Here is a 15946-nt window from a genome sequence, read left to right as displayed (position 1 = left end):
CAGAACGGTTATGCTGCGACCCGAATGGCCCAAGTGACCCCGAACCACGCCCCCCAGCTCGAACAGGATGCCCATGACCCGGGCCTGATCCGCCTGTCCGGCACCTGGACCCTGAAGACCGCGCTGGCCGCGGCCGAAGTCCTGCGCGACGTTCCCGACACCTTGACCGGCATCGATGCCACCGGCATCGAGAAGATGGATTCGGCGGGCGTGCTGCAGGTGCTGCGCGTGGCCCATCGCGCCGACCTCGGCGAGGACGCGCTGCAGTTCCGTCCGGATCACCAGGCGCTGGTGTGCACCATCGAGGAAGTGGCCGACGACCGGCCCAAGCCCAAGCGCGATTTCGGCGTGCTGGCCGCGCTGGAACGGTTGGGTGTCAGCGTCCATGCCACCGGCCACAACATCAAGGCGCTGTGCAGTTTCCTCGGCGAGAACCTGGTCAAGGCCGCGCGCCTGGTGAAGGAACCCCGCCGTTTCCGCCTGACCGCCACCGTGCACCAGATGGAGCAGGTCGGGCTGGATGCGGTACCGCTGGTGGCGCTGCTGTCCTATCTGGTCGGCGCGGTGATCGCCTTCCTCGGCTCGACCATCCTGCGCGATTTCGGCGCCGAGATTTACGTGGTCGAGCTGGTCAACATCGCCTTCCTGCGCGAGTTCGCCGTGCTGCTGACCGCGATCGTGCTGGCCGGCCGCACTGCCAGCGCGTTCACCGCGCAGATCGGTGCGATGAAGGCGCGCGAGGAAATCGATGCGATGCGCACACTGGGCCTGGACCCGATCGACCTGCTGGTACTGCCACGGCTGTTCGCGCTGCTGGTCACGCTGCCGCTGCTGACCTTCATCGCGATGGTCGCCGGCCTGGCCGGCGGCATCACGGTGGGCGCATTCGACCTGGATATTCCACCGCAGATGTATATCGCCCGCATGCACGACACGATGGAAGTGCGGCACATGCTGGTGGGCCTGTCCAAGGCGCCGGTGTTCGCGCTGGTGATCGGCCTGATCGGCTGCCTGGAAGGCCTGAAGGTCGAAGGCACGGCGCAGTCGGTCGGCGAGCGCACCACCTCCAGCGTGGTGCAGACGATCTCGCTGGTGATCATCATCGACGCCTTCGCGGCGTTGTGGTTCATGCACATGGACTGGTGACATGAGCACGCATCCGACACCCGAAGAAGTGCCCATGCGCGACGATGACGGCCACGACCTCGCCATCCGCGTGCGTGGCCTGGTCAATCGATTCGGCAGCCAGACCGTGCACGAGGACCTGGACCTGGACGTGCGCCGCGGTGAGATCCTCGGCGTGGTGGGTGGTTCGGGCACCGGCAAATCGGTGCTGATGCGCTCGATCCTCGGCCTGCGCGTGCCCGATGCCGGGCAGATCGAAGTGCTCGGCCGCGATGCGCGCGCCGACGATGCCGAGAGCCGCCTGCACATCGAACGCAACACCGGCGTGCTGTTCCAGGACGGCGCGCTGTTCTCGTCGCTGACGGTGGGCGAGAACGTGCAGGTACCGCTGAAGGAGCACCACCGCGAACTGCCCGAGCGCTGGCACTACGAACTGGCGCTGCTGAAGGTGAAGCTGGCCGGCCTGCCCGCCGACGCGATCAACAAGCTGCCCTCGCAGCTGTCCGGTGGCATGCGCAAGCGTGCCGGCCTGGCCCGTGCATTGGCCCTGGACCCGCCGCTGCTGTTCCTGGATGAACCCACTGCTGGACTGGACCCGATCGGCGCGGCGGCCTTCGACCGCCTGATCAAGACCCTGCAGGAAGCACTGGGCCTGACCGTGTTCCTGATCACCCACGATCTGGACACCCTGTACGCGATCTGCGACCGGGTGGCGGTGATCGCCGACCGCAAGGTGGTGGCCAATGCGCCGCTGCCGGAGATCGAGAAACTGGACCATCCGTGGATCCAGGAGTATTTCCACGGACCGCGCGCGCGTGCCGCCCGCGGCGAACAGATCGAGAGTGCCTGAGCCATGGAAACCAAAGCCAACTACGTGCTGATCGGCGCGTTCACCCTGATCACCGGCCTGGCCCTGCTGGCCTTCGGCCTGTGGGCCGCCAAGTACTCCTCCGACCGCACCTGGCAGGAATACCGCGTGGTGTTCCGCGAGGCGGTCACCGGCCTGTCGGTCGGCAGCCCGGTGCAGTACAACGGCATCGCGGTCGGTTCGATCATCGAACTGAACCTGGTACCGGATGACCCGCGCCAGGTGGTCGCACGCATCCGCCTGAACTCGACCACGCCGGTGAAGACCGATACTCGTGCCAAGCTGGCGATCACCAGCCTGACCGGCCCGTCGATCATCCAGCTCAGTGGCGGCACGCCGCAGTCGCCGGCGCTGACCACGGTCAACAAGGACCCGGCACCGATCATCCCGACCACACCGTCGGCCCTGCAGAACATCACCGATGTGGCCAACCGCATCGTCGAGCGCATGGACCAGATCCTCAGCGACCGCAACGTGGCGTCCATCAACGCAACACTGGCCAACCTGGAAACCATCAGCGGCGGCCTGGCTGACCGCGACCAGGGTACCCAGGCGCTGCTGCTCAGCGCTCGCGATGCCGCGCGCAGCCTCGACACCACGCTGAAGACTACCAACGGCACCATCGAGCGCCTGGACAAGAACCTGGTGCAGCAGCTGCCGGGCATCATCGACAAGCTCGACGGCACCCTGGTCAAGCTCGACTCGGCCGCCGGCAACGCCGATTCGATCCTTGGCGAGAACCGCGCCGCGATCAACAGCTTCGCCAACGACGGTCTCGGCCAGCTGGGCCCGACGCTGACCGAACTGCGCGGGCTGATCCGCGACCTGCGCCGGGTCAGCGACCGCCTCGAGAACAACCCCGCGCGCTACCTGCTTGGCCGCGACGCCCCGAAGGAGTTCGAACCCCAATGAGCCCGACCACCCTTCCGCGCCTGCTGCTGGCCACTTCGATGCTCGCCCTGCTGGGCGGCTGCTCCATCCTCGGCAGCAGCGAGAAAACCGCGGTGACGCTTTACTCGCCCTCGGTGCAGGTGAAGGCCGACCCGGCGTGGCCGCAGGCCAGCTGGCAGCTGGTGCTGGCCAAGCCCAGCGCCGCACGCATGGTCGACAGCCCGCGCATCAACGTGCGGCCGACGCCATCGCAGCTGGAGATCTACAAGGGGGCCAGCTGGGCGCAGCCGGCCACCGACATGATCGAAGACACCCTGCTGCGCGGCTTCGAGGATTCCGGCCGGATCCGTGGCGTGGCACGCAGCACCGCCGGCATCCGCGCCGACTACAAGCTGTCCACCGACGTGCGCCGCTTCGAATCGGACTACCAGGGCCAGGCGACGCCGACGGTGGTGATCGAGGTCAACGCCAAGCTGATCCACGTCGCCGACCAGCGCGTGGTCGCTGACCGTACCTTCCGCCAGTCGCAGCCGGTCGGCAGCACCGATGTGCCGGCGGTCACTGCCGCGTTCGAGCGTGGCCTGCAGCAGCTGGCGCAGGATGTGGTCGGTTGGACGCTGCAGAGCGGGCAGGCCGACCAACCGACCGTGACCCGCTGAACGCACCAGGGGTCGGATCCCTTTCCCCCTCGGGAAAGGGCTCTGACCCCACGTCACTGACCCCAAATTCCTCAGCGCGGCGTAATCCAGCGGAAGGTCAGGTTGATGCGCTCACCCTGCACCCGCGCCATCTTCGGCAACGCGTGCTGGTAGAACCTCTGCGTCTGCCCCGCCATCACCAGCAGATCGCCATGGCCAAGCAGGAATTCGGCCTTCCGCGCCGGGTCATCGCGACGGCGCAGCAGGAAGCGCCGCGCTGCGCCCAGGCTCAGTGAGGCAATCACCGGCGACGGCCCCAGTTCGGGTTCGTCATCACTGTGCCAGCCCATGTAGTTGCCACCGCCGCGATAGCGGTTCAGCAGCACGCTGTTGAAGCGGCCGAGACCTTCGGTTTCCAGATGCTCACGTACGCCCTGTAGCGACAGCGGCCACGGATGCGGCACGAATTCAGCACCGGAATAGCGGTAACGGGCCTGCGGATCGCCTATCCAGCAGCTCAACCGCGGCGAATCCACCCAGTTGCCGAACATGCGGATGCGATGCACCTCCCAAGGCACTTCGGCCCGAAGCGCCAGCAGCAATGCATCGGCCTCGCCCGCCGGTAACCAACCGGGCAAGTGCTGGACTTCGGCATCGGGCAGGTCGTGGGGGAAGAGCATGCCAGCACAGTAGCATCGGACAGATTTGCCGTTGCAACGGCGATTGCCGGAAAATGGGCTCAGTCCCGATGCTGGTCCCGAACAATGCGCACTGTCTTCCTTCCCAGGTTCCAGCAATGAGTGGCGCAGCGTCCGGCATCCGCCAGCTCAGCTTCTCCGTCCTGCGCGCGTTGTTCCGTGCCCTGCCGATGCCCGCGGCGCTGCGCGATCGCCTGCGCAACCAAGGCCTGGACCGCATCGGCAGCTGGAGCCCACCGCCGCCGCGCGGTCGTGTCGGCGCAGCAGCCGATGGTGCGCGTGCGCTGCTGCGTGCCGATGAACGGGCGATCGGTTACGCCGCCGCGGAAGACGCACCATTGCCGGCAGCACCGCCAGCCACGCTGGTGGCCTTCTATCTGCCGCAGTTCCATCCATTCGAAGAGAACGATGCGTGGTGGGGCAAGGGCTTCACCGAGTGGCGCAATGTCAGCCGCGCCTTACCCCAGTTCGAGGGTCATGTACAACCGCGCCTGCCCGGCGACCTGGGCTTCTACGACCTTCGCGTTGGCGAGACGCTACGTGCGCAGGCGAAACTGGCCACAGACCACGGCATCGGTGCCTTCTGCTTCTACTTCTACTGGTTCAGTGGCCACACGCTGATGGAGCAGCCCCTGCGTCAATGGCTGGCCGACAGCACGATTGAACTGCCTTTCTGCCTGTGCTGGGCCAACGAGAACTGGACCCGGCGCTGGGATGGTCGAAACCAGGACGTGCTGATCGGCCAGCAGCACAGCGAGCAGGATGATCTGGCCTTCATCGCCCACATCGCCGAATACCTGCGGGACCGCCGGGCATTGAAGGTCGATGGACACCCCGTGCTGCTGCTGTATCGCCCGCAACTGCTGCCCGATCCCAAGGCCACGGCCGCGCGCTGGCGCGGCTGGTGCCGTGACAATGGCATCGGCGAGATCCATCTGGCCTATGTCCAGAGTTTCGAGCGCCCGGACCCACGCGATATCGGCTTCGATGCCGCCGTGGAGTTCCCGCCGAACATAGCCGCTCCACGTCAGCTGAACACGTCCCAGTTCCTGCTCAACCCCGGCTACGAAGGCGACGTGCGCGACTGGCGCGAGCTGGCGGCGCAGATGCGCACGGCACCGTTACCGGACTATCCGTTGTATCCGGGCGTAAATCCGGGTTGGGACAACGAGGCCCGCCGCCCCGGACGCGGACGCGTCCTGCTGCACGCGTCGCCGCGCGGCTATGCTGACTGGCTGCACGACACGGTGCACGGACGCCTGCGCGATGTTCCGCCGGCCAGGCGCATGGTGTTCATCAACGCCTGGAACGAATGGGCGGAAAGTGCTGTGCTCGAGCCCGACGCCCGCCTCGGCCATGCCTGGCTGCAGGCCACCCGCCGCGCAATGACGCCCTCGCAGCCTGCACCATCGCGGCCGTGCGTCGTCATCCATGCCTGGCACTTGGACGCGCTGCCCGAGCTGTTGAGCGCGGTGAAGGACAGCGGGCTTCCGGCACGTCTTGTCATCACCACCACATCTGACCGGCAAGCACAGGTGCAGTCGATCACCGAGTCGCACGGACTGCCTGCCGAGATCTGGGCCTACGACAACCACGGCCGCGACATCCTGCCCTTCCTGCATGCCGCCGACCGGCTGCTGCAGCAGAACGAATCGCTGGTGCTGAAGCTGCATACCAAGCGCTCCACCCATCGCGACAACGGTGACCAGTGGCGGCGCGAGATGGTTGATGCGCTGCTGGGCCCGGCCCAGGCGGCGGCGAACCTGGCCCATCTCCAAGCCGATCCCCGCCTGGGGCTGATGGCTCCTGCCGGGCATCTGCTGAATGTGGCCGACTACATCGGTGGCAATGCACAGCGCATGGAGCGGCTGTGGGCACAGCTGGGGCTGGACGGTGCGCCCGGCGACGGTCAGTTCGCGTCCGGCAGCATGTTCTGGGTGCGCCTGCAGGCACTGCGCCCGCTGCTGGATGCGCACCTGCTGCCCAGCATGTTCGAGGTCGAAGCCGGCCAGATCGATGGCACCCTGGCCCATGCCATCGAGCGCGCGACCGGTGCCGTGGCCACGTGCGCCGGCTTCTCCGTGGGCGACACCTCCCAGGTGCACGGCGCCCCCCCACAACCAGCATCCGCGGGCTACCCATATGCCCGCGGGGGCTGAACCTCCGGCGTCACGCGCGAACGAACGCCACGCCAGTCTTTTCCTTCAGTTCGTCGTCGCTGACGCCCGGCGCCGCTTCCACCAGCAACAGGCCCTTGTCAGTCACGTCGAACACCGCCAGGTCGGTGATGATGCGATCGACCACGCCCACGCCGGTCAGCGGCAGCGTGCATTCGGCCAGGATCTTGTGTTCGCCGTTTTTGGCGGTGTGCTCCATCAGCACCACCACGCGCTGCACGCCGGCCACCAGGTCCATCGCGCCGCCCATGCCCTTGACCATCTTGCCGGGCACCATCCAGTTGGCCAGGTCGCCCTTGTGGGTGACCTGCATGGCGCCGAGGATGGCCAGGTTGACGTGGCCGCCGCGGATCATCGCGAAGCTGTCGTGGCTGCCGAAGTAGCTGGCACCGGCGCGTGCGGTCACGGTCTGCTTGCCGGCGTTGATCAGGTCGGCATCGACTTCGGCATCGGTCGGGAACGGGCCGATACCGAGCAGGCCATTTTCCGACTGCAGCCACACGTCCACGCCTTCGGGGATGTGGTTGGCAACCAGGGTCGGCAGGCCGATGCCCAGGTTCACGTAGGCGCCATCAGTCAGTTCGCGTGCGGCACGTGCCGCCATCTCATCGCGGGTCCACGCCATGTCAGTTGCCCTCCGCGCGGATGGTGCGCTGTTCGATACGCTTTTCAGGATGCGGGTTGTGCACGATGCGATGCACGTAGATACCCGGCAGGTGCACCTGGTCCGGATCGATGGCGCCCACCGGCACCACCTCCTCCACTTCCACGATGCAGACCTTGCCGGCCATCGCGCAGGCCGGGTTGAAGTTGCGCGCGGTCTTGCGGAACACCAGGTTGCCCGCTTCGTCGGCCTTCCACGCCTTGACCAGCGCGACATCGGCACGCAGCGCGGTCTCCATCACGTAGTGCTTGCCGTCGAACTCGCGGGTTTCCTTGCCCTCGGCCACCACCGTGCCGTAGCCAGTGGCAGTGAAGAACGCCGGGATGCCCGCACCGCCGGCACGCAGGCGCTCGGCCAGGGTGCCCTGCGGATTGAATTCCAGCTCCAGCTCGCCGGCCAGGAACTGGCGCTCGAATTCCTTGTTCTCGCCCACGTAGGACGAAATCATCTTCTTGATCTGCCGGGTTTCCAGCAGCTGGCCCAGGCCGAAACCATCGACGCCGGCATTGTTGGAGATCACGGTCAGGCCCTTGGCGCCACTGTCGCGCAGCGCGGCGATCAGGGCCTCGGGAATGCCACACAGGCCGAAGCCGCCCACGGCCAGCGTCTGGCCATCGGCGACCACCCCTTGCAGGGCCTCCGCCGCACTGGCGAAGCGCTTGCCGCGCTTGCCGGTGGAAGTCGATTGCTGCATTGCTGTACTACCCTGCACGTTGAGGATGACCGCATTCTAGCTGGAGGGCGGCGAAGGGCCTGGATGCGCCGCAGCATTGACGGAGCACCAGGCGGGCATTGGGTAGAATGGCCGATTCCACGCAGAAGGGTGCTGCAGCGCCTGCGCCCCTCCATCTACGATGACGCCGACCTTCACAGACGAAGACCTGTTCCGCTGGATAGACGAATGGACACTGCAGAAAAGCGAGCAGTGCCTGGGTGGCGTGCGCAACCGGCAACTCCGCGATGGCCTGCTGACGGCCGAGGTACAGGGTTCGGCCAGGCATCCCTACTACGTGGAGATCGATCTGACGGCCAGTACGCGCACCGCGCGCAGCCGCCTGCAGAGTGCCTGTTCCTGCCCCGTCGGCCGCACCTGCAAGCATGTGGCGGCGGTGCTGGTCTCGTACATGCTGGATTCGCTTGCCATGGACGACGAAAGCCCCCTGACCGAACAGAACCTGACGCAACCGCCGCGTCCTGAACTGCTGGCGGAGCTTTCGCGTTGGCAGAGCGCGCGGATCCAGCCGGCCCAGCCACGCCGGAACGGTGTCATCTTCGAACTGTCCACCTATAACCACCACCCCGCCGTGCTGGTCCGGCGCGTCAAGTACGGGACCGATGGTGCGATCAGCACGGGCAAGTGGATGGATATCACCGCGGACCTGCTGCTGGATCCTCCGGCATATCTCACGCCGACTGATCTGGCGGTGATGATCCAGCTACGCACCCAGCGGCAGCCCGCGACGAAGGACGAATGGATCGACTTCGCGGCCACCCTGCAGTTGATCGTCTCCAGCGGCCATGGCTGGGTCTCCTGCGGTACGCACGGCGACGTGCCGGCCCGGTCAGGAGCTCCACGCCGCGGCGAACTGGGCTGGACCGTTGGCATGACGCAGGGCGCGACGCTGCTGGAACCCGCGTTGAGCGTGGAGGGCGGCGCCAGAGGCGTGGTCCTGGGCCGGAGTGCGTGCTATCTGGACCCGGTCACCGGCGAGGTCGGTCCGCTGCTGCTGGATGTCAGGGCCGAGGACGCCGACGCCTTCCTGAGCCTGCCCAATCTGTTACCCAACGAAGAAGCGGTGGTCGCACAGATGCTGCAACAGATCGACCCTGCCCTGCCGCGCCCCGGTGCAAGCGACACGCTGCCCACCCTGCAGATCAGCGCGATGATCCCCGTGCTGCGCCTGCATACGATTGAGTTCCGGCCGGCATGGCTCGGCCGCCGCGACCCGTCGCAATGGGCCGATATCGCGACCGTGGCCTTCGAGTACGACGAGCATGTGCGGTTCCTGGATGACCCGAGCCTGTTCGCCCACGACACCGAGGGCCGGCTGGCCCTGTTGCCCCGCGACCTGGCTGAAGAAGCGCGACGGGAAGGCGAGCTGCGCAGTGTGAAGCTGCACCGCGACCCGCAGCCACGCGCGGTTCTGGATGGCGCAGGCCCTCAATTCCAGCTGCGTACCCATGACTGGACCGGATTCCTTCTGGGCGATGTACCACGACTGGAGGCCCTCGGCTGGAAGGTGGAGACGGATGACGATTTCCGCCATCGCATCACCCGGGTGGATGAGATCGATCTGGACATCCAGGCAGACCCGGAGGACGCGGGCTGGTTCAACCTGGGGTTGGAGATCCAGGTGGATGGCCGCAAAGTGTCCATGGTTCCGCTGCTGCAGCAGGTGCTGCACGCCGATCCGCGCTGGTCGCGCGGCCAGCTGGACGCCATTGGCGATGACGAGAACATCCTGCTGACTGCCAGCGGCAACACGCGCCTGGCGCTGCAGGCGTCGCGACTGAAGCCGATCATGGCCCTGCTGGCCGACCTGTTTACCCAGCGTGGTGCACCGTTGCGCTTGTCGGCGCACGACCGCGGCCGCCTGCAGGCGCTGCAGGACGATGCACACCTGCAGTTCCGGGGTCACAAGGACACCCAGGCACTCGTGCAGCGCCTGCTGCAGGCGCCAGCACCGGAAGACGTGGCACCGCCTGCGGGATTGCAGGCGACGCTGCGCAGCTACCAACGCGAAGGCCTGTCGTGGCTGCAGTATCTGCGCCAGCAGGGGCTGGGCGGCGTGCTGGCCGATGACATGGGCCTGGGCAAGACCCTGCAGACCCTGGCCCATCTGCTGGTCGAGAAGGAAAGTGGCCGCCTGGACCGGCCTGCGCTGCTGGTGGTGCCGACCTCGCTGCTGCACAACTGGCAGAGCGAAGCGGCACGCTTCACCCCGGGCCTGCGCGTACTGACCCTGCACGGACCGGCACGTGAAGCGCTGTTCGAGGCTATCCCCGAGCACGATCTTGTACTGACCACGTATCCCCTGCTGTGGCGCGACGAGCAGGCGTTGCAGTCCCATTCCTACCATCTGCTGATCCTGGACGAGGCGCAGCAGGTGAAGAACCCGAAATCGCGGGCGGCGGTCACGCTGCGCACGCTGCAGGCGCGTCATCGCCTGTGCCTGACCGGTACGCCGCTGGAGAACCACCTGGGCGAACTGTGGACGCAGTTCGACTTCCTGCTGCCCGGGCTGCTCGGCAGTGAAAAGCTGTTCAACCAGCATTGGCGCCACCCCATCGAACGCGGCAGCGACCAGCGCCGTGCCCAACTGCTGGCGCAGCGGCTGCGCCCCTTCATCCTGCGCCGGCGCAAGGACCAGGTGGCCGCCGAACTGCCGCCGAAAACCCTCATCACCCGTGCGGTGACAATGGAGGGCGGGCAGCGTGATCTCTATGAAACCGTACGTGCGGCGATGGAGAAGCAGGTCCGCGAGGCCATCAGCGACAGCGGACTGGCACGCAGCCACATCCGGGTACTGGATGCGCTGCTGAAGCTGCGCCAGGTCTGCTGCGATCCGCGCCTGCTGCCGGGCGAAACGCCGGCACGCAATGCCGGTTCGGCCAAGCTAGAGCTGCTGCGCGAGATGCTGCCGTCGATGGTCGAGGAAGGCCGCCGCATCCTGCTGTTCTCGCAGTTCACCGGCATGCTGGCGCTGATCGCGCAGGCGCTCGACGGGCTGGGCCTGGCCTATGTGACCCTGACCGGTGATACCCAGGACCGGGTCACGCCGGTGCAGCGTTTCATGCAGGGCGAGGTGCCGCTGTTCCTGATCAGCCTGAAGGCCGGCGGCGTAGGGCTGAACCTGACCGCCGCCGACACCGTCATCCACTTCGATCCCTGGTGGAATCCGGCCGCCGAGAACCAGGCCAGTGACCGTGCCCATCGCATCGGCCAGCAGCAGCCCGTGTTCGTCTACCGGCTGATTGCCGCCGGCAGCATCGAAGAGCGGATCGCCGAGCTGCAGGAGCGCAAGGCGATGCTGGCCGAATCGATTCTTGAAGGCGGCGGCAGCGCCGGACCGCGCTTCAGCGAAGAGGACGTGCAGGCGCTGCTGGCGCCGTTGCCGGGTGCTTTGCCGGCGCGACGCAAGGCCGGCCGGCAAAGCAAGGTCCGCTAGAGCGTTGGGGCTGCGGCCAACGCCGCGACATCATTCGGCTCGAGCCACCGGGGTTGCGCGCGGCCCCAACACGGACAGCATCGCGAAGGCCAACAGCAGGAGCACGGGCAGGCGGACACGATCCGCACTGGTCCGCAGGTGCCAATCCAGGTCATGCGGCGTGCCGAGATAGACGAGGAACAGCACCGCGGCGTAAGCCAGCGCCGCCAGCAGCGACGTCATCGCCACCGGCGTGCGCAACGTCCGTCGCCAGAACACTGCCAACAACAGCAACGGAACCAGTACCCAGGCATCCAGGAGCAGTCGCTTGAGGATGAGTTGACTCCCGCCATCGCTGCCCAGGCGAGCGAGCAGCTGGCCCTTCATGTCGCTGCCCGCCAGATCATTGCCAACGCCCGCTCCGTCCACACTCAGCTTCCATGCCAGCAGCGGCAACAGGGCCACGAGCACGGCAAGGACGATGTGCCAAGCAAGGCGGCGCTCCCGCAACAGGCCATCCACCAGCACGGATGCTGTGAGTACGGCAGCCAGCACGGCACCCTCGTTCTTCAGCATCGAGAGCACGGCCACCAGCAGGACGAATGCGATCAGCTCACCAGCACGCGGCCTACCGCCCGTCGTGCGGGCGCGGACAGCGGTTGCCACCACCGCGACTGCATAGACTGCCACCAGCGCATCCATGTAGCCGTTGAGCAGCATCTCGCGGCCCGTGCTCAGCAGCAACAACGCAAACAGCGCCACCAACCAGCGCGAGCGCAGGCTAGGCGCGATCAACAGCAAGGCAGGCAGCAGCAGCAACGGGGCCACAGCCTTGGGCAGCAGCTCGTTCCAGTGCCCCAGCAGGCCCGCGGCAGAGGCCATCAGCAACGGTACCAGCGCCGGATAGTCGTTGTGGCTCCACGGCGCGTAGTCGTCCAGCTGGGCATACAGCGAGCCCTCCAGGAAGATGCGCTTGGCATGGAACAGCCAGATCGACCGCGGGTCCCAGCCGTCACTGGGACTGCCCAATGCGATCAGCACCAGTGCGCAGGCGACCAGCACCAACGGCGACACGCGCAGATCACGCACTGCGGGAAGCGCCAGCAAGGCACTGACCAGGAAGATAGCGAAGGCAACCAGCACCGGCCACCCCATCAAGCCTGTGGCCGCCAGGGCATAGCACAACAGCAACGAGGCCAGCATGGCCAGCGCCGCACGGCGTCCCAGTTCAACGGCAGTTGGCAAGAACGACATTTCCCCTCCTGTCGAGAACCTGGCAGGTGGCAGCCAGCGGGTCATCCGCCTTCAGCAGGCGATGTGGCGTATCGGCATCGCTGAAGCGCGCCGGATACAGCGCCTCCCACATGCGCTGCTGCAGCAACGGGTCGTCTTTCAGACCCTGCCCAAGCGACAACGGCGAGAGATCCTCGCGCTGCGCGCGCATCAGTTCACGAGCATCCACCACCTCGCGCGGTACGGACGCCGCAAAGCCGGCATCTTCGGCGAGCGCCTGGCGCAGCAGAGGGGTTTCGAAGTGCGAGCGGCGCGCCACCGAAGCAAGGGCGAGGACCAGCAACACGCCCAGCAAGGCGGCGACAGCCCATTGCCAGGGCGAAGGGCGTCTGCGAACGGATAGGTTACTCATGTCTTCCATGAAAGGACGGGAAAGCGATGGATCCTGGACGAATGCCAGGACGCGCGTACTACTGGCAACGGTAGTCAGTCGGCATCCGGCTGTCGCGGAAAGGATCGGTCAGCGCATCGGTGTACTGGCCCATCAACAGGCGATGGGTCGGCAGCAGGTTTTTCCGGTAGAAGCGGCTGAATGAGGCCAAGCGCTCACCCCGGGCTGTCAACCTGACACAGCCGCCATCGATCTGCACCGTGCCGGACTGCAGCTGCTCGGTCAAACGCACCTCCACCAGATGATGCTCACGCACATACTCTTCGGTGAAGACCTCGTGGAATGCATCCTCGCGGATGCCACCACCACGCTGCTGCAGCTTTTCCAGAATGTAGAACGACAGCGACCGATCAATCACTGTGGGTACGGAGATCGCGAACACGTAGCCGCCCAGCAGCCAGATGGCCGCGAGCTGGATCAGCTCCAGACGACTGAAATCGCGGAACCATTTCAGCAGATACAGCCCTGCGAACACGACCACAAGGGCGATCACCGCATCAAGGATACTGGCGTACAGCACCACGTTCACCCGGAAGTGGCGCATATGCACGTAGTAGACCAGCAGCAGGGCAACCACGAAGATGACGGTCGCCAATACGGCGCGCAGGTATCTGTTCATTTGAACACCAGGAATTTATTGGCAGCAAAACTGATGGTCATCTGCATGCCCGTGGCCAGCACGAAACCGATACGGTAATCCAACTGCAACCGGTCTGCCCAGACGTACATCACCAGCCCATGCAACAGGGCGATGCCGGCATAGACCAGCAGGAACAACGAGCCTTGCCGCGCCACGTTTCCCTGTCTGCCGCGAAAGACAAAATAGCGGCTGCCAAGGAACGAGGCGATGATGCCAAACACCGCTGCCAGAGCATTGGCCGCCGCGGCGAGCGGGATGTGCAGCACCTCGATGTTGAAGCGCAGCACCCCGTAGTGAACGGCCGTGGCGGCGAGGCCGTTGATCACATATCGAATGAACTGGCCAGCCAGCGCGTCCTTACGCGCTACGACGGGTGGCATGCAGGACCTCGTCGACGAATTCACGATAGCTGCCGACGCCAAGCACGCCACCGCTGCGCATCATGCCCGACAGCATGAGGATGATCAGGGTCAGTGCGGCCGTCTGCAGGAACACCAGCACCAGAATGCCGAATGCCAGCGAGAACCACCCCTGAGATGCAAAGCCCAGCATCTTCAGCACGGTTGCGACGACACCGCCGGTGATCGACAGTGCCGCCACCACAGTGCAGGCGATGCCTACGCGCACCAGCACGTCCTCGGCAAACACCATCAGCGCGCGAAACCCGTGCAGGGCCAGGCCGACAAAGTTCATCTTGCTGCGGCCGGCGTAGCGTGGCCCCCGATCCAGCGCGCAGGTCTGCACGCGCAGCTTGGACCCCAGCACGCAGGCCGCAACGTGGATCCAGAGCTCCTGCATCGATGCAAGCCGGCGCACCGCTGGCATTTTCGCTGCCATGAAATTGCCGAAACTGATCTGCCTCCCGCTGAGCAGCGAGAACAGAAGCTTGTACACCACGTAGAAGGCCTTGAACCTCAACGATTCCACCCGGCTCCGGCGGCTGGCCACAACCACGTCGACATCGGCCGAATCCAGGCCGGCAACCAGCGCGGTGATGCTCTCAGGCGTGTCCTCTCCATCGGAATCCATGGCCACGACGATGTTGTCGCCATCAAAGTGTTCGGCCACATAGCTCAGGCCGATGGCGATCGCCCGCTGGTGCCCGACGTTGCGCCGCAGGCGGATCACCACGCCTTCCAGTCCTGAGGCCTCGATGGCACTGATCGGCAGTGGCTGCCGTACCGAGCCGTCGTCGACGGCCACAACATAGGTGTCCGGCCCCTGGGTGCGGGCGAGCTCGATGAACAGCTTCGAAGACGCTTCCAGGTCCTCATAGACCGGCATCACCACAATCTTGCGCATCGTCGGTACCTCAGGCCTGCAGCCGATGGCGGAAGTAGGCGATGGTTTCCTTCAGGCCGTCCTCCAGGCCGACTCTGGGTTCCCAGCCAAGATCGGCCCTGGCCAGGCTGATATCCGGCTGGCGCTGGCGCGGATCATCCGAAGGCAACGGGCGATACTCGATCTTCGACGAGCCACCGACCAGCCGGAGCACGGTTTCAGCCAGTTCCAGCATGGTGTACTCGGCCGGATTGCCGATATTGATCGGGCCGGTGAGGTCGGCTGGCGAATCCATCAGGCGCAGCATGCCTTCGATCAGATCGTCGACATAGCAGAAGCTACGGGTCTGGCTGCCGTCACCGTAGATGGTGATCGGGTCGCCCTTCAGAGCCTGCACGATGAAATTACTGACCACGCGGCCATCGTTGGGGTGCATGCGTGGGCCATACGTATTGAAGATGCGCATGACCTTGATTTCCAGCTGATGCTGGCGCCAGTAGTCGAAGAACAGGGTTTCCGCACAGCGCTTGCCTTCGTCATAGCAGCTACGGATACCGATCGGGTTGACCCGGCCCCAGTAGCCCTCCACCTGCGGATGGATTTCCGGATCGCCATAGACCTCGCTGGTGCTGGCCTGCAGGATGCGCGCGCGCAGACGCTTGGCCAGGCCGAGCATGTTGATTGCACCATGCACGCTGGTCTTGGTGGTCTGCACCGGATCCTGCTGGTAGTGGATCGGCGAGGCCGGGCAGGCCAGATTGAAGATCCGATCCACTTCCACGTACAGCGGGAACGTCACGTCGTGGCGCATCAGCTCGAAGCGTGGGTGCCCCAGCAGCCCATCCACGTTCGCCTTGCTGCCGGTGTAGAAGTTGTCCACGCAGAGGACGTCATGGCCGGCCGCAATGAGGCGGTCACACAGGTGTGACCCCAGGAAGCCGGCACCGCCGGTCACCAGCACGCGCTTCTGATCGTGAGTGAATTTCAAAGCAATCCTCGAACCTTCTGGAGCAGCAGGCCAATCGGCGGTGGCCACGACAGGCCACACCCTCGGTATTCAGCGCGCAATTGTAAGCGAACTGCCTGCTGGCCATGTTCCGCCCCGCCGCGACCGCCCTCCCCGCCTGCGCCC

15 protein-coding genes are annotated in these 15946 nt (G+C 65.8%); 6 read left to right on the top strand and 9 right to left on the bottom strand.

What is annotated here, in order from left to right:
* The first annotated feature begins 24 nt into the window (after positions 1 to 24).
* The 4 genes from SMAL_RS02680 to SMAL_RS02665 are packed head-to-tail and all read left to right on the top strand — an operon-like array spanning position 25 to position 3543.
* Positions 25 to 1146, top strand: a complete 1122-nt coding sequence (locus SMAL_RS02680; RefSeq protein WP_012510000.1) for an ABC transporter permease — start codon at positions 25 to 27, stop codon at positions 1144 to 1146.
* A 1-nt stretch (position 1147) separates the two neighbouring features.
* Positions 1148 to 1975 (top strand): ABC transporter ATP-binding protein, encoded by an 828-nt coding sequence (locus tag SMAL_RS02675; protein ID WP_012509999.1) that lies wholly within the window; start codon positions 1148 to 1150, stop codon positions 1973 to 1975.
* Positions 1976 to 1978: 3 nt separating this feature from the next.
* Positions 1979 to 2905 carry an MlaD family protein gene (locus SMAL_RS02670; RefSeq protein ID WP_012509998.1) on the top strand — a complete coding sequence of 309 codons (927 nt, stop codon included), beginning with the start codon at positions 1979 to 1981 and terminating at the stop codon, positions 2903 to 2905.
* Entirely contained in the window at positions 2902 to 3543 is a 642-nt protein-coding gene (locus SMAL_RS02665) for an ABC-type transport auxiliary lipoprotein family protein (protein ID WP_012509997.1), read from the top strand. The genes SMAL_RS02670 and SMAL_RS02665 overlap by 4 nt, the downstream gene beginning before the upstream one ends.
* A gap of 71 nt (positions 3544 to 3614) precedes the next feature.
* Here SMAL_RS02665 and SMAL_RS02660 read toward each other — a convergent pair whose 3' ends face one another.
* A complete protein-coding gene (locus tag SMAL_RS02660; protein WP_012509996.1) occupies positions 3615 to 4202 on the bottom strand; it encodes an alpha-ketoglutarate-dependent dioxygenase AlkB family protein in 588 nt (195 codons plus the stop codon).
* A gap of 116 nt (positions 4203 to 4318) precedes the next feature.
* Between SMAL_RS02660 and SMAL_RS02655 the strand changes: the two genes are divergently transcribed.
* A complete protein-coding gene (locus SMAL_RS02655; protein ID WP_012509995.1) occupies positions 4319 to 6379 on the top strand; it encodes a glycoside hydrolase family 99-like domain-containing protein in 2061 nt (686 codons plus the stop codon).
* Between the two features lie 10 nt (positions 6380 to 6389).
* On the opposite strand, the gene SMAL_RS02650 is transcribed toward SMAL_RS02655, so the two are convergent.
* Both SMAL_RS02650 and SMAL_RS02645 read right to left on the bottom strand, forming a co-directional pair.
* Positions 6390 to 7022 (bottom strand): CoA transferase subunit B, encoded by a 633-nt coding sequence (locus tag SMAL_RS02650; RefSeq protein WP_012509994.1) that lies wholly within the window; start codon positions 7020 to 7022, stop codon positions 6390 to 6392.
* Between the two features lies 1 nt (position 7023).
* Positions 7024 to 7755, bottom strand: a complete 732-nt coding sequence (locus tag SMAL_RS02645) for a CoA transferase subunit A (protein ID WP_012509993.1) — start codon at positions 7753 to 7755, stop codon at positions 7024 to 7026.
* A 160-nt stretch (positions 7756 to 7915) separates the two neighbouring features.
* Between SMAL_RS02645 and SMAL_RS02640 the strand changes: the two genes are divergently transcribed.
* Positions 7916 to 11230, top strand: coding sequence for a DEAD/DEAH box helicase (locus tag SMAL_RS02640; RefSeq protein ID WP_012509992.1), 3315 nt, complete (start codon positions 7916 to 7918; stop codon positions 11228 to 11230).
* 30 nt (positions 11231 to 11260) lie between these two features.
* Here the strand turns inward: SMAL_RS02640 and SMAL_RS02635 are convergent, their stop codons facing one another.
* From SMAL_RS02635 to SMAL_RS02610, 6 genes are read right to left on the bottom strand one after another with little or no spacing between them, the layout of a single operon-like run.
* Positions 11261 to 12463, bottom strand: coding sequence for a hypothetical protein (locus tag SMAL_RS02635; RefSeq protein WP_012509991.1), 1203 nt, complete (start codon positions 12461 to 12463; stop codon positions 11261 to 11263).
* The gene (locus SMAL_RS02630; protein ID WP_012509990.1) at positions 12438 to 12863 is read right to left on the bottom strand and encodes a hypothetical protein; all 426 of its coding nucleotides are present in this window, start codon (positions 12861 to 12863) and stop codon (positions 12438 to 12440) included. The genes SMAL_RS02635 and SMAL_RS02630 overlap by 26 nt, the downstream gene beginning before the upstream one ends.
* A 49-nt stretch (positions 12864 to 12912) precedes the next feature.
* Positions 12913 to 13512, bottom strand: a complete 600-nt coding sequence (locus SMAL_RS02625; RefSeq protein WP_012509989.1) for a hypothetical protein — start codon at positions 13510 to 13512, stop codon at positions 12913 to 12915.
* Positions 13509 to 13913 carry a GtrA family protein gene (locus SMAL_RS02620; RefSeq protein ID WP_004141946.1) on the bottom strand — a complete coding sequence of 135 codons (405 nt, stop codon included), beginning with the start codon at positions 13911 to 13913 and terminating at the stop codon, positions 13509 to 13511. The genes SMAL_RS02625 and SMAL_RS02620 overlap by 4 nt, the downstream gene beginning before the upstream one ends.
* Positions 13891 to 14835 carry a glycosyltransferase gene (locus tag SMAL_RS02615; protein WP_012509988.1) on the bottom strand — a complete coding sequence of 315 codons (945 nt, stop codon included), beginning with the start codon at positions 14833 to 14835 and terminating at the stop codon, positions 13891 to 13893. The genes SMAL_RS02620 and SMAL_RS02615 overlap by 23 nt, the downstream gene beginning before the upstream one ends.
* A 10-nt stretch (positions 14836 to 14845) precedes the next feature.
* Positions 14846 to 15802 carry a UDP-glucuronic acid decarboxylase family protein gene (locus SMAL_RS02610; protein ID WP_012509987.1) on the bottom strand — a complete coding sequence of 319 codons (957 nt, stop codon included), beginning with the start codon at positions 15800 to 15802 and terminating at the stop codon, positions 14846 to 14848.
* Between the last annotated feature and the right edge of the window lie 144 nt (positions 15803 to 15946).

It is taken from the genome of Stenotrophomonas maltophilia R551-3, from assembly GCF_000020665.1.
GTDB lineage: Bacteria > Pseudomonadota > Gammaproteobacteria > Xanthomonadales > Xanthomonadaceae > Stenotrophomonas > Stenotrophomonas maltophilia_L.
Note: the sequence above shows the minus strand (reverse complement) of the source record. Positions and strands in the feature narration are given on the sequence as shown.